This window comes from Neisseria macacae ATCC 33926 (assembly GCF_022749495.1).
Classification (GTDB): domain Bacteria; phylum Pseudomonadota; class Gammaproteobacteria; order Burkholderiales; family Neisseriaceae; genus Neisseria; species Neisseria macacae.
Genome location: NZ_CP094241.1, coordinates 1,784,076 through 1,798,843 on the forward strand (window position 1 = coordinate 1,784,076; position 14,768 = coordinate 1,798,843).

Annotated in this window: 10 protein-coding genes and 1 pseudogene; 4 read left to right on the forward strand and 7 right to left on the reverse strand. The window is 52.6% G+C overall.

The window, feature by feature from the left end; translation table 11 throughout:
• Positions 1–84 precede the first annotated feature (84 nt).
• Complete coding sequence (gene hemH / locus MON40_RS08620; protein WP_003777861.1) at positions 85–1,095, forward strand: ferrochelatase; 1,011 nt, start codon at positions 85–87, stop codon at positions 1,093–1,095.
• A 129-nt stretch (positions 1,096–1,224) separates the two neighbouring features.
• The gene (locus MON40_RS08625; protein WP_003765473.1) at positions 1,225–1,626 is read left to right on the forward strand and encodes a c-type cytochrome; all 402 of its coding nucleotides are present in this window, start codon (positions 1,225–1,227) and stop codon (positions 1,624–1,626) included.
• Between the two features lie 84 nt (positions 1,627–1,710).
• Here MON40_RS08625 and rpoH read toward each other — a convergent pair whose 3' ends face one another.
• From rpoH to MON40_RS08640, 3 genes are all read right to left on the reverse strand, one after another.
• On the reverse strand, positions 1,711–2,574 hold the full coding sequence (gene rpoH / locus MON40_RS08630; RefSeq protein ID WP_003744881.1) for an RNA polymerase sigma factor RpoH: 864 nt from the start codon (positions 2,572–2,574) through the stop codon (positions 1,711–1,713).
• Positions 2,575–2,847: 273 nt separating this feature from the next.
• The gene (gene lnt / locus MON40_RS08635; RefSeq protein ID WP_003777860.1) at positions 2,848–4,389 is read right to left on the reverse strand and encodes an apolipoprotein N-acyltransferase; all 1,542 of its coding nucleotides are present in this window, start codon (positions 4,387–4,389) and stop codon (positions 2,848–2,850) included.
• Between the two features lie 81 nt (positions 4,390–4,470).
• Positions 4,471–5,337: a DUF808 domain-containing protein gene (locus tag MON40_RS08640; protein WP_003777858.1), complete on the reverse strand. Its 867-nt coding sequence runs from the start codon at positions 5,335–5,337 to the stop codon at positions 4,471–4,473.
• 464 nt (positions 5,338–5,801) lie between these two features.
• On the opposite strand from MON40_RS08640, the gene MON40_RS08645 reads away from it, so the two are divergent.
• Together MON40_RS08645 and hisH are read left to right on the forward strand one after the other, a co-directional pair.
• Positions 5,802–7,964: a heavy metal translocating P-type ATPase gene (locus MON40_RS08645; protein WP_003777854.1), complete on the forward strand. Its 2,163-nt coding sequence runs from the start codon at positions 5,802–5,804 to the stop codon at positions 7,962–7,964.
• Between the two features lie 233 nt (positions 7,965–8,197).
• Complete coding sequence (gene hisH / locus MON40_RS08650) at positions 8,198–8,842, forward strand: imidazole glycerol phosphate synthase subunit HisH (RefSeq protein ID WP_003777852.1); 645 nt, start codon at positions 8,198–8,200, stop codon at positions 8,840–8,842.
• A 364-nt stretch (positions 8,843–9,206) separates the two neighbouring features.
• Here the strand turns inward: hisH and MON40_RS08655 are convergent, their stop codons facing one another.
• The 4 genes and pseudogenes from MON40_RS08655 to gshA form a co-directional block, all read right to left on the reverse strand.
• Positions 9,207–9,926: an SDR family oxidoreductase gene (locus MON40_RS08655; protein ID WP_003761605.1), complete on the reverse strand. Its 720-nt coding sequence runs from the start codon at positions 9,924–9,926 to the stop codon at positions 9,207–9,209.
• A 114-nt stretch (positions 9,927–10,040) separates the two neighbouring features.
• Positions 10,041–10,103, reverse strand: a pseudogene (locus MON40_RS13590) (transposase); the annotation flags it as partial.
• A 214-nt stretch (positions 10,104–10,317) separates the two neighbouring features.
• Complete coding sequence (gene gyrA / locus MON40_RS08660; protein ID WP_003777847.1) at positions 10,318–13,092, reverse strand: DNA gyrase subunit A; 2,775 nt, start codon at positions 13,090–13,092, stop codon at positions 10,318–10,320.
• Between the two features lie 265 nt (positions 13,093–13,357).
• On the reverse strand, positions 13,358–14,710 hold the full coding sequence (gene gshA, locus MON40_RS08665) for a glutamate--cysteine ligase (protein ID WP_003777845.1): 1,353 nt from the start codon (positions 14,708–14,710) through the stop codon (positions 13,358–13,360).
• Positions 14,711–14,768: the final 58 nt, after the last annotated feature.

Below are 14,768 nucleotides of genomic sequence, written 5' to 3' on the forward strand. Positions count from 1 at the left end.
AAGGTCGTCTGAAAACGCAGACCATATTCAGACGACCTTCACATTGCTACAATACGGGCTTCCACTCCAATCCAAAGGCACATCATGCCGCTTTTCCACGTCGAACCCTCCCTGTCTTACACTCAGCAAAACCGTGTAGGCGTCCTCCTCCTCAATCTCGGCACGCCCGATGCCCCGACCGCCGCCGCCGTCAAACCATATCTTCGAGAATTTCTATCGGACCAACGCGTCGTCGAACTGCCCAAACTACTTTGGCAGCCGATTTTGCATGGCTTGGTGCTGACACTGCGTCCCAAGAAAAGCGCACATGCTTACGCCAAAATCTGGTTTGAACAAGGCTCTCCGCTTGCCGTCTATACCCAACGCCAAGCAGACGCCCTCGCCAAAGCCATGCCCGACACCATCGTCCGCCATGCCATGACCTATGGCAACCCGGGCATCGAAACCGTCCTTGCCGAAATGAAATCCCAAGGCGTAGGCAAATTGCTGATTGTCCCTTTATATCCGCAATACGCCGCCTCCAGCACCGGCGCGGCATTAGACAAAGTGTTCCAACAACTGCTGAAGCAGCGCAATCAAATGAGCCTGCGTACCGTTTCGCGTTTTTACGACGACGCAGCCTATATTGATGCCATGAAACAACACATTGAAGCATATTGGAAAGAACACGGACGCGGCGAGAAACTCATGCTCAGCTTTCACGGCATTCCGCAAAAAAATTACGACGACGGCGACCCTTATCCCGACGAATGCCGACATACCGCGAAACTTCTTGCCCAAGCGCTCAACCTAAACGAGCAAGAATACATCGTTTCCTTCCAAAGCCAATTTGGCAAAGCAAAATGGGTGACGCCCAGCACACAAGCCCTGTTTGACCAACTGCCCAAACAAGGCGTCAGCAAATTAGATGTATTCTGTCCGGGCTTTATGGCGGATTGTCTGGAAACCATGGAAGAGATTGCCATCATGGGGCGCGAACAATTTCACGCAGCCGGAGGCAAAGAATACCGCTACATCCCCTGCTTGAACGACCACCCCGCATGGATTCTCGCCCTGACCGAACTGGTCAAAAACAACCTGCAAGGCTGGCAATAACCAGATACATCATGTTTCCGATGAAAGCGTTACATTTGATTTAAGTCTAAGGTCGTCTGAAAAATCTGTTTTCAGACGACCTTTATTGTATTATCGATAAACAGACCACACCGATAAAAAGGACACATCATGACCACAACAAAAAAAATATTGGCGGCTGCAATTTTTACCCTGTCCGTCCACAGCACCTTTGCCGCCGATGCTGCCCAAATGACGCAAGGCCAAAAAATTTATGAAAGCAACTGCGCCGCCTGCCACGGTAAAAAAGGGGAAGGCAGGGGAACCATGTTTCCCCCTCTTTACCAATCGGACTATATTATGAAAAAACCGCAGGTATTGCTGCAAAGCATGACCAAAGGCATCAACGGCCCCATCAAAGTCAACGGTAAACCTTACAACGGCTTTATGCCCGCGACCGCCATCAACGACGCCGATCTCGCTGCCGTTGCCACCTATATCATGAATGCGTTTAACAACGGCGGCGGCACCATTACCGAAAAAGACGCCAAACAGGCCAAAGCGAAAAAATAAGGCATCCATACACCAAAAAGGTCGTCTGAAACCGAGATTTCGGGTTTCAGACGACCTTTTTCCTTCTACTGAACTGTTTATTTTTTAAACCGCTTCCGCTTCTTCCGCGAGGAAACCGCGCAGTTTTTGCATGGCTTTGGCTTCGATTTGACGGATACGCTCGGCAGACACGCCGTATTCGGCTGCCAGCTCGTGCAAAGTCAATCCGCCATCGTCTTGCAGCCAGCGGCTTTCTACGATGCGGCGACTGCGGTCGTCCAATTGCGCCAACGCGTTTTGCAGACCTTCGGTTTGCAGGGCGTAGTGGGCTTGTTTGGACAGTTGGCGGCTGGGTTCGGCATCGTGGTCGGCAAGCCAGTCGATGGGGGCGAAGCTGTCTTCGTCATCGTTGTTGTCCGCCATGATGGCGATGTCGTGTCCGGTCATGCGTTGTTCCATTTCCATGACTTCGGACAATTTGACGCCCAAATCGTCGGCGATGTCTTGCGCTTCTTTCGGAGACAAGGCATTCAGGTTTTTACGCATGCTGCGCAGATTGAAGAACAGTTTGCGTTGCGGTTTGGTGGTCGCTACGCGTACCAGTCGCCAGTTGCGCAGGATAAATTCGTGGATTTCTGCCTTAATCCAGTGTACGGCGAATGAAAACAGGCGCGCACCACGGCTGGGCTCGTAGCGTTTGACCGCTTTCATCAGTCCGATGTTGCCTTCTTGGATAAGGTCGGCTTGGTTCAGGCCATAGCCGTCGTAGCCTCGTGCGATGGATACGACGACGCGCAAATGGGAAAGAATGAGTTGTTTGGCGGCGTTAAGGTCGCCTTTTTGCTGACGCTCCGCGAGTTGGCTTTCTTCTTCGGGCGTCAACATGGGAATGCTGTTGACGGTATGAATGTATTGCTCAAGGCTGCCGTTGCCGCTGTGGATAACGGGTAATGCAAAGGCGTTATTCATGAGAGTTGCTTTCCTTTATATGATGTAGAGACTATTGTTTACTTGTTGTTTGCCGTGCAGTATATCACTGCCTGTTGCCCTATCGTATGCTGTCAAATGCCTTTTTCTGTAAAAGACTGTTTGATAGGTGGATTTTTTTGCTTTTTGAAATTCGATTGATTTTGAAAATTTGACTGTTTTACTGGGAATAAGTTCAGTATATTACAAACATTCTTGTATGTAAATATTAAAGTTCAAGAAAAACGGTCTGGTAAAAAGACCGCTTTTTCAAACTCAATCTGCTTTTTTCCTGATTAAAAACAGTGCGATGGCAATGATTGACAATACCCCGATCAGCCACAGCGAACCGCCCGCCTTCATATAAGGAGTTTCGCCGACATAGCCTTTGATATGCCCTTCCAAGACGGCATCGGTATTGGGTTCGCTCTCGGCGATGATGCTGCCTTTGGGAGAAATAATGGCGGTTGCGCCGGTATTGGTGGCACGGACCATATAGCGTCCAAGCTCCATCGCGCGGGCTTGGGATTGCTGGAGCTGTTGGTACATGGCGTTGGAATCGCCGTACCACGCCATATTGCTGACGTTGGCAAGCAGCGTAGCATTTTTGGCGGTAGCAATGAGTTCGTCGCCAAAGCCGTCTTCATAGCAAATGTTGAAGGCGACTTTTTGATCTTTCATCGTCAAGGGAGCCTGTCCCGCTCCGCCGCGACGGAAATCGGCAAGCGGCATATTCATCATTTTGTACAACGGTTCGGTCAAAAAGGGCAACGGTTTGTATTCGCCAAAGGGAACCAGATGATTTTTGGCGTAATACGGGAGGTCGTCTGAAATATCATCGTAGTCGCTCAAATTGATTACGGCGTTTTCGTATCCGCTGCCGTCGGCTGTGTATTGACCGATACCGACGGCCAATGCGCTGCCGTTCGTGCGCGCCTGCTCGGCAAACTGGGTCAGGATGTTTTCCGGCAAATCCTGACGCATCACGGGCAATGCGGTTTCCGGCAGGATAACGATGTCGGCGGATGTTTTGCTGATTTGACCGTAGTATTTCTGAATGGTGGGGACGACTTGTTCTTCATTCCATTTCAGACTCTGCTCGATATTGCCCTGCACGAGCGCGACGGTACTGGTGCTGCCGTCGGGTTTGGTAAAGTCGGTTTGCTGGGCGACATAGCCGACGGTACACAGCATGACAATCATGCACATCGGCAGCAGGCGCTGTTTCAGACGACCCGTATTGTCAATCAGCAACACCAGCCATGCGCTGACAAATGCCGTCGCCAGCGTTACCAGATGAATACCGCCCAAAGGCGCAAAGCCGGCAAGCGGGCTTTCTTTGACGATTTGGGAATAGCCGATTGCCCCCCAGCCGAAGCCGGTCAACAGGCGTTCGCGGGCAAATTCCGCCAGCGTCCACAAAATCGGCAAAACGATGCCGACCTTAACCCAACGTGGCAGATGAAACTTCTTCCATAACCAAAAACAGGCGGCAGGGTACAGCGCGAGAAACGCCGGCAGCAGGAAAGTCAGCGGAACCGCGTATAAATTAGGCAGGCCGGAAACATCGTGCAGCGCGGTATGTATCCAATAAAACTGCGCCGTATAAGCAACCAGCCCAAACAGATAGGCGGTAGAAACAGCAAAGCGCGGACGCAGTTCAATCAGTCGGATCAATGCGCCAAACAGCAAAGGCATCAACCAAAAATGGTAATAAGGTGCGAAAGTCAACGGCGTGGCGGCGGCAATCAGGATCACCAGCGGCCAGTACAGCACAGGATGCTGCCAATATTGTTCGAGTTTGCGGAAAATGTTCATTGCAGAGAAAAGAAAATAAGAGGTCGTCTGAAAATACAGCTTCAACAAAGTTAAACCATTTTCAGACGACGTATCGATTGTTTAGTGTTTTTGAAACAGCTTCATCAATGGCAGAGCAACAGCGCAGGCGACGGCGCCGGCAATCAGCCCGACGGCGAGGTTGGCGACATGCTCCATCAAACCGCTGTCCCAATGTTGCGCGTGTAAGAAATCATGCAAAAAGCCCAAGTTGTGGGTAATCAGACCGCCGCCGACGAGGAACATGGCAAGCGTGCCCACCACGCTCAAACCGCGCATGAACCAAGGCATAAAGGCAATCAAGCCCCGTCCGACCGTTTGGATGCCCGTGCTTTTTTGACGCATCAGCAGCATGCCGAAGTCGTCGAGTTTGACGATAACGCCGACCAAACCGTACACAAAAGCGGTCATACCGATGCCGATTGCCGTCATCACCAGCGAACGGGTCATCAGATCGTATTTTTCAACCACGCCCAAAGCAATAATAATGATCTCGGCAGACAGGATGAAATCCGTACGAATCGCGCCTTTAATCTTGGTTTTTTCGTCCAGCGTTTCGGCGGCAGCCTCCTCGTCTTCATGCGCTTCGTGGCGGTGTAGAAATTTATGCAGCAGCTTTTCCACGCCCTCGAAACACAAATAAATCCCGCCTATCATCAATAAAGGCGTAATCAGCTTCGGCAAAAAGGCAGACAGCAGCAAAGCCAGCGGCACCAAAATCAGCTTGTTCACCAAAGAACCTTTCGCCACCGCCCAAATAATCGGCAGCTCGCGTTCCGCCGACACGCCCGTAACCTGATTCGCATTGAGCGCCAAATCATCGCCGACCACGCCCGCCGTTTTCTTCGCGGCCATTTTGGTCATCAGGGCAACGTCGTCCAAGACAGCGGTAATATCGTCCAAAAGGGTGAAAAGCGAGGCAAATGCCATGATATATTTCCGAAAAGGGTCAGATTGAAGAAGCCGGCTATTATAACCGAGAAAGTATGACACCGAAGGCTTTCAGACGACCTTTAATGGAAATTAACGGAATTTGGCGCGGCTTAATTAAAAACCTTCCGCAGCGGCATAAAATATGTGTATTCCCAAGATTTTAAATCTAACAACAAGCCCTCCGCCCCACTCAAAAAGGTCGTCTGAAAACCGCCATCCCCCTTTTCAGACGACCCTGCCCTTTTTGCCATTATGCCGTTTTAGTTCGATAATATATAGTGGATTAAATTTAAATCAGGACAAGGCGACGAAGCCGCAGACAGTACAGATAGTACGGAACCGATTCACTTGGTGCTTCAGCACCTTAGAGAATCGTTCTCTTTGAGCTAAGGCGAGGCAACGCCGTACTGGTTTAAAGTTAATCCACTATATAAACGCTAACAAACAACAGAGGCTTTACCATGCAACAAAAAGTCCGTTTCCAAATCGAAGGCATGACCTGTCAGGCATGTGCTTCGCGCATTGAAAAAGTGTTGAACAAAAAAGATTTTGTCGAATCGGCTGGAGTGAACTTCGCCAGCGAAGAGGCGCAGGTGGTGTTTGACGACAGCCAAACCTCCGCCGCCGACATTGCGAAAATCATCGAGAAAACCGGTTACGGCGCGAAGGAGAAGATGGAGGACGCGCTGCCGCAACCCGAAGAAACCGCGCATGTAAGCTGGCGACTGTGGCTTTTGCTGGCAATCAATATTCCGTTCCTTATCGGCATGGCAGGCATGATGATTGGTCGGCACGATTGGATGATTCCGCCGTTGTGGCAGTTTGCGCTGGCGAGCGTGGTACAGCTTTGGCTGGCGGTGCCGTTTTACAAAAGCGCGTGGGCGAGCATTAAAGGCGGGCTGGCGAACATGGACGTGCTCGTTACCATCGGCACGGTGTCGATTTACCTGTATTCTGTCTATATGCTGTTTTTCAGCCCGCACGCGGCACACGGCATGGCGCATGTGTATTTTGAAGCGGGCGTGATGGTGATTGGTTTTGTGTCGCTGGGTAAGTTTTTGGAACACCGCACCAAAAAATCCAGTCTGAACAGCTTGGGCTTGCTGCTGAAACTTACGCCGACCCAAGTCAACGTGCAACGCGATGGCGAATGGAAACAACTGTCCATTGACCAAGTGCAAATCGGCGACCTAATCCGAGCCAACCACGGCGAACGCATTGCCGCCGACGGCATTATCGAAAGCGGCAGCGGCTGGGCGGACGAGAGCCACCTCACCGGCGAATCCAATCCCGAAGAGAAAAAGGCGGGCGGCAAAGTGTTGGCGGGCGCGCTGATGACCGAAGGCAGCGTGGTGTATCGCGCCACGCAGCTCGGCAGCCAAACCCTGCTCGGCGACATGATGAATGCGCTCTCCGAAGCGCAAGGCAGCAAGGCGCCGATTGCGCGCGTGGCGGACAAGGCGGCGGCGGTATTCGTGCCTGCCGTCGTGGGCATTGCGTTGTTGACTTTTATCGCCACTTGGCTGGTGAAAGGCGATTGGACGGTTGCGCTGATGCACGCCGTTGCCGTTTTGGTGATTGCCTGCCCGTGTGCGCTTGGTCTGGCGACGCCCGCCGCGATTATGGTCGGCATGGGCAAGGCGGTGAAACACGGCATTTGGTTTAAAGACGCGGCGGCGATGGAGGAAGCAGCCCACGTCGATGCCGTCGTGTTGGACAAAACCGGCACGCTGACCGAAGGCAGGCCGCAGGTTGCCGCCGTTTATTGCGTTCCCGACAGCGGCTTTGACGAAGACGATTTGTACCGCATTGCCGCCGCCGTCGAACAAAACGCCGCCCACCCGCTCGCCCGCGCCATCGTCTCCGCCGCCCAAGTGCGCGGTTTGGACATTCCCGCCGCACAAAACGCGCAAACCGTCGTCGGCGCAGGCATTACCGCCGAAGTCGAAGGCGCGGGATTGGTGAAAGCGGGCAAAGCCGAATTTGCCGAACTGACCTTGCCCGAGTTTTCAGACGACGTCTGGCGCATCGCAAGCATCGTCGCCGTTTCTGCCAACGGCAAACCCATCGGCGCATTCGCACTCGCCGATGCGTTGAAAGCCGATACTGCCGAAGCCATAGGTCGCCTGAAAAAACACGGCATTGACGTTTACATCATGAGCGGCGACAACCAAGGCACGGTCGAATACGTCGCCAAACAACTGGGCATCGCGCACGCCTTCGGCAACATGAGTCCGCGCGACAAAGCCGCCGAAGTGCAGAAACTCAAAGCCGCCGGCAAAACCGTGGCGATGGTCGGCGACGGCATCAACGATGCACCCGCACTCGCCGCCGCCAACGTCAGCTTCGCCATGAAAGGCGGTGCGGACGTTGCCGAACACACCGCATCCGCCACGCTGATGCAGCATTCGGTCAACCAGCTCGCCGATGCCCTGCTGGTATCGCAGGCAACTTTGAAAAACATCAAACAAAACCTGTTTTTCGCCTTCTTCTACAACATATTAGGCATCCCGCTCGCCGCACTCGGCTTCTTAAACCCCGTCATCGCAGGCGCGGCAATGGCGGCAAGCTCGGTGTCGGTGTTGGGCAATGCGTTGAGGCTGAAACGGGTGAAGATTGAGTAATATGGGAAAGGTCGTCTGAAACAAGGTTTTCTCTTTCAGTTGCCTATTTCAGACGACCCATCATCCGGTAAACGATATAAAGAGCCAAGTTTTCAAACTTGGCTTTGTAACATATCCCACCCTGGCCGCCGCTCAACGCAACGATTTTCCGCGTTCGGGGTTTGCTATAAAATCATTACCATCGCAATGCCCTTCCCCGCCTTGCCCCGTTATCCAAAAATCAAGGAGAAAACATGAAAACCGCTATTGTCGATTACGGCATGGGCAACCTGCATTCCGTCCTCAAATCCGTACAGGCCGCGCAAGCCTTGTCCGGCAAAGCTGCTGAAATTTATCTGACCGACCGCCCCGAAGACATCTTCGCTGCCGACAAAATCATTTTCCCCGGTCAGGGCGCGATGCCCGACTGTATGGCGGCGCTGCGGCAAAGCGGTTTGGGCGAGGCAGTGGAAGACGGATTGAAAAACAAACCGTTTTTCGGCATCTGCGTCGGCGCGCAATTATTGTTCGAACACAGCGAAGAAGGTGATACTGCCGGACTGGGCTGGTTTAAAGGCAGGGTCAAACGCTTCGCCGCCAATCAAACCGATGGACACGGAGGTCGTCTGAAAGTGCCACACATGGGCTGGAATACAGTACGCCAAACCCGCCCGCACCCGCTGTTTAAAGACATCGGGCAAGAAACGCGCTTTTACTTCGTCCACAGCTACTACTTCACCCCCGAAGACGCCGAAACCGTCCTTGCTACCAGCGAATATCCAAACGAATTTGCCTGCATCGTCGGCAAAGACAATGTGTTCGCCACCCAGTTCCACACGGAAAAAAGCCACAACGCGGGACTGTTGCTGTTGCGTAACTTCTTGGATTGGCAGCCCTAGCAGTCTGTTTATAGCAGAAGGTCGTCTGAAATTTTTCAGACGACCTTTCGTATCACAAACTCAGATTCAGTTAAAAACCAACACTTCTTTTCTATTCACAAAAAATCGTCGGAATACCAAACTTGATTTCAGACGACCTTATGCATCGCTTGCCTGACATTTCAATCGTATAGTGGATTAACTTTAAACCAGTACGGCGTTACCTCGCCTTGCCGTACTATCTGTACTGTCTGCGGCTTCGTCGCCTTGTCCTGATTTAAATTTAATCCACTATAAAAAACTGCTTTCAGACATAAAGATAATGTTTTGAAAATCAAAACGCGTCAGTCATCGAAGGATGATTTTGCCGCGTTACCGTTCAAGCTTAGAGGTACACAATCTCGCCGCTGCGCCCTTTGCTTTCCTGACTTGCCCACCACACAAACTGCGGCAATACGTCGGTATAGTTTTTACGTTCGCTTTTCGACTCGCCCGGATGGGACTTGATGCGCTGCGGCGAGTTAATCGGACCCGGAATCAGAACATTGGCGCGCAGGTTGTCAAAACGTTCCCACTCGTCGGCAGCGACTTTGCACAAATAATTCAACGCGGCTTTAGACGCACCGAACCCGCCCCAATAAGCCTTGGGATCTTCGCCATGACTCTCTCCGACAAAAATCACGGAAGCATCGGAAGAAGCTTTGAGCAAAGGCAGCATTGCGCGTGTCAAACCCATCGGCGCGACGGTGTTGATCCGGTATTGGTTGACCCATTCGGATACGGTCTGGAAATCCAAAGGAGAAAGCGCATAGAAATAGCTGGCGCAATGCACGATACCGTCCAAGCGTCCGCCGGTCGCCTCGGAAATGGTTGCGGCAAATTGGTCAAACTCTTTTTCTTCCGCGCTCATTAAGTCGAAGCAGATGGCAAAGGGTTCGGGATAGCCGGCATCGACAATGGCATCATAAACTTTTTCCAACTTCTTTTGATGACGCGCCACCAAAATGACGGTCGCGCCAGCCGCCGCATAAGCCTTGGCAACCTGCTCGCCCAAACCTTGGGACGCGCCGGTTACCATGATGATTTTATCGGATAAAGTTGACATGATTTCTCCATTTTTAGATTTATAGTGGATTCACTTTAAACCAATACGGCGTTGCCTCACCTTAGCTCAAAGAGAACGATTCTCTAAGGTGCTGAAGCACCAAGTGAATCGGTTCCGTACTATCTGTACTGTCTGCGGCTTCGTCGCCTTGTCCTGATTTAAATTTAATCCACTATATCAATAAATTATCGAAAATCTGAAAGAAGGCCGTGACAGGGCGGACATATAAAAAATCGATTTTAAAACCATTTGGTTTATTGCCTGCTCACCCACTCTTTCTATTGAAATAGAAACGATGAACAGGCAATCGTTCAGCCGATATTCTTAATATTGTGAAACCTATTATTTCAGACGACCCTGCCAATCGGCGCTAGTCAATCGGAAGATTGATTTACGCTTCGCCGCCTTCAGTATCCGATACGGCGTTCTCGGCTTCATTGCCTTCCGGATTTTCCACTTCGGGATTTTCATCTTCCGCTTCTTCGGCGACACGTTCCAGCGATACCAAGGTTTCGCCTTCGTCCAGATTAATCAGGCGCACGCCTGCCGCGGCGCGGCCGGTTTCACGGATTTGTTCGACTTTGGTGCGGATGAGGACGCCGCCGCTGGTAATCAGCATCAGGTCGTCGGTTTCGCCGACTAGGGTTGCGGCGACCAAATCACCGTTGCGCTCGCCGGTATTGATGGCGATATTGCCTTGTCCGCCCTTGTTTTTACGGCTGTAATCGGCAATCGGGGTACGTTTGCCGTAGCCGTTGGCGGTAGCGGTCAGCACTTGCAAATCGCTTTGCGCGGCTTCGGGGGCAAAGGTAATCAGGCTGACGATTTTGCCGTCGGCAGGCAGGCGCATACCGCGTAGGCCGCCGCTGCCGCGACCGGACGGACGCACACCGTGTTTGCCGCTTGGCAGGGCATTTTCGTTGTCGGCGGTTTCGTCTTCGAGGTCGTCTGAAATCTCGGTTTCGATGTCGGCATCTTCCGCTTCGTCGTTACCGGATTTTTCCCAGTATTCGTTGAAGCGGATGGCTTTGCCCAAGTTGGAGAACAGCATGATGTCGTCCGAGCCGCTGGTTTGCGCGGCGCCGACGAGGTAGTCGCCTTCTTTGAGCGCGATGGCTTTGATGCCTTGGCTGCGGACGTTTTTAAAGGCGGAAAGCTGGACTTTTTTCACCATGCCTTGTGCGGTGGCGAAGAAGACGTATTGGTCTTCGGGGAACTCGCGCACGGCGAGGATGGCGCTGACTTTTTCGCCTTCTTCCAACTGGATAACGTTGTTAATCGGACGGCCGCGGCTGTTGCGTCCGCCTTCGGGCAGTTTGTAAACCTTAATCCAGTGGCACTTGCCGAGATTGGTGAAACACATCAAATAGTCATGCGTGTTCGCGACGAACAAGGTTTCGATGAAGTCTTCGTCTTTGGTGGCCGCAGCCTGCTTGCCGCGCCCACCGCGACGCTGCGCCTGATAGTCGGTGGTCGGCTGGGTTTTGATATAGCCGCCGTGGGTCAGGGTAACGACCATTTCTCGTTGCGGAATCAGGTCTTCATCGGCAATGTCGCCGCCGAACGGGTTGATTTCGCTGCGGCGTTCGTCGCCGAAATTGGTTTTGGTTTCTTCCAATTCTTCGCGGATGATTTGGGTGATGCGTTCCGGTTTCGCCAAAATGTCCAAAAAGTCGATGATTTTTGCCATGATGTTTTTGTAGTCGCCGACGATTTCTTCTTGGTCGAGGCCGGTCAGGTTGCGCAAGCTCATGCGCAGGATGGCGTCGGCCTGGATTTCGCTCAGATAATAGCCTTGCTCCTGTAAGCCAAGGTTGGCAGGCAGGCCTTCGGGGCGCGCCATGCGCAGGTCGAGGTCGGTACGGCTCAACATGTCTTCCACCAAGCCGCTGCGCCATGCGCGGGACAGCAGTTTTTCTTTGGCTTCAGGCGCGTCGGCGGATTCTTTAATCAACCGAATCATCTCGTCAATATTGGACAGGGCGACGGCTTTACCTTCGGCGATATGGCCTTCATGACGCGCTTTTTTCAGGCGGAACAGGGTGCGGCGGGTAACGACTTCGCGACGGTGGCGCAGGAATTCCGCCAAAATCTGTTTCAGGTTCAACAGGCGCGGCTGACCGTCAACCAAAGCAACCATGTTGATGCCGAAGCTGTCTTGAAGCTGGGTGAGTTTGTAGAGTTGGTTTAAAACGACTTCGGCGTTTTCATTTCGTTTCAATTCGATAACGACGCGCATACCGGATTTGTCGGATTCGTCGCGCAGGTCGGATACGCCTTCCAGCGTTTTTTCGCGCACCAATTCGCCGATTTTTTCCACCAGCTTGGCTTTGTTCACCTGATACGGAATTTCGTCGATGATGATGGCTTCGCGTTCGCCGTTTTTGCCTATGGGTTCGATATGGGTTTTACCGCGCATAACGACGCGGCCGCGGCCGGTTTTATAGCCTTCGCGCACGCCGCTCAAGCCGTAGATGGTTGCGCCGGTCGGGAAATCGGGGGCTTGGAGGATGTTGATTAATTCGTCGATTTCGGTTTCGGGTTCATCCAAAAGACGCAAACAGGCATTGATGGTGTCTGTGAGGTTGTGCGGCGGGATGTTGGTCGCCATACCGACGGCAATACCGGACGAGCCGTTGACCAACAGCGCGGGGAAGCGGGTCGGCAACACCAGCGGCTCGTGTTCGCTGCCGTCGTAGTTCGGACCGAAATTGACGGTTTCTTCTTCGATGTCCGCCAGCATTTCGTGGGCGATTTTCGCCATGCGGATTTCGGTATAACGCATGGCCGCGGCACCGTCGCCGTCAACCGAACCGAAGTTGCCCTGACCGTCGATTAAGACGTAGCGCATCGAAAAATCCTGCGCCATGCGCACGATGGTGTCGTAAACCGCGGAATCGCCGTGCGGATGGTATTTACCGATGACGTCGCCGACAATACGCGCCGATTTTTTGTAGGCGGCGTTCCAGTTGTTTTTCAGCTCGTGCATGGCGTAAAGCACGCGGCGGTGCACCGGCTTCAAACCGTCGCGCACATCGGGCAGCGCGCGGCCGACAATCACGCTCATGGCGTAATCGAGATAGCTTTTGCGCATTTCGTCTTCAAGGCTGACGGGCAGGGTTTCGAGTGCGAATTTATGGTCGTTGCGGATAGTTGCGTCGGTCATGGTTTTCTTTATTTCGTATGGCAAAAATAGATGGGAATTTTAGCATAAAACCGCGCTTTTCGGGCTTTTTGCATCCCTTTCGAATCGTATGGCGAATAAACTGATTTTTCGCCACAGCTGCGATGCTACACGTAGTATCTGCGGCTTGCTGCCTTCATGGGTTGTCTGCCATATCCTACCTGCCCATATAAAAAGGTCGTCTGAAAACCTAAACTATGGTTTTCAGACGACCTTTACTATTTTAAATAATCAGACCAAACACGCTTTACGGAGCGGTTTGCTCCAACTCAAGCGCGGCGGCAAGCAGCGACAGGCGAGCCATTACGCCGTAAACGTAGAGGCGGTTGTGTTCGTTGTCCACATCGCAATCTTTTTCAGAGCGCGGCATGCCGAGCGAGTCCCATTGTTCGAATACGCGTTTACAGGCTTCGGGGGCTTCTTGGGAGTTGTCGCCGCTGCCGGTGGGGATGCTATTGGACAGCGGGACGAATACCATGCCGCCGGCGTTGAGGTTTTCGTCCGCGCCGCGTCCTTCGTGTACGCGGAAGAAGCCGCCGATAACGAAACGGTCCATCATATAAACGACGGGTTCGCACACGGCGCCGTTCATGGTTTCATAGGTATAAATGCCTTCTTGGACAATCACTTCGCTGACTTCCAAGCCTTCTTTCACCTTCGCCATTTTGTTGCGGTTTTTGCGGTTCAGCCCGCGCACTTCGTCGGCGGATTTGACACTCATCACGCCCATGCCGTAAGTACCTGCGTCGGCTTTGACGATAACGAAAGGCTGGTCGGTAATGCCCAATTCGTCGTATTTGGCTTGAATTTTCGCCAGCACGCGTTCTACCGCTTCCGCCAACGCGTCTTCGCCTTCGCGCTCTTGGAAGTCCAACCCGCCGATTTTTTCGAAATACGGGTTAATCTGCCATTCGTCGATGTCAATCAGTTTGGCAAATTCGGCGGCGACTTGGTTGTATGCGCTGAAATGTTCTGTTTTACGGCGCGTCGTCCAACCGCCGTGCAGCGGAGGCAATACGGTTTGGCTAATGCCTTTGAGAATGTCGGGAACGCCCGCGGACAAGTCGTTGTTCAACAAGACGACGCAAGGCGAGAAACCGTCGGCAAGATGGACGCGCTCGCGGGTACGCAATAAAGGTTCCAGCAGGATTTTATCGCCCAACGCGGTTTCAAACTCGGTCAGCTCGGTAACTTCCGGATTCAGGCTGCCCAAACGGACTTCATACCCTGCCGAGCGCAAAATCTCGCTGAGTGCGTAAACGTTTTGCAGGTAGAACGTGTTGCGGGTATGGTTTTCGGGAATAATCAATACGGATTTTGCCGTTTCACAGGCGCGCTGTACTGCGTCTTGCGCCGCCACTGCCGCCAGCGGGATGAAATTCGGATTCAGGTTGTTGAAACCGCCGGGAAATAAGTTCATATCAATAGACGAAATTTTATAACCGGCATTGCGGATATCGACCGAACCGTAAAACGGCGGGCGGTGCGCGTTCCATTGCGAACGGAACCATGCTTCGATTTTGGCGTGGTTGCACAAGATTTTCGCTTCAAACGCCTGAAGTTGCGACAGATGTTCGGCAGCCATAACCGGTAATTTCATTCTCTATACCTCTGTTGTCGGATGTGGGATACGGATGGAAATGATAGTGCTTTTTTAG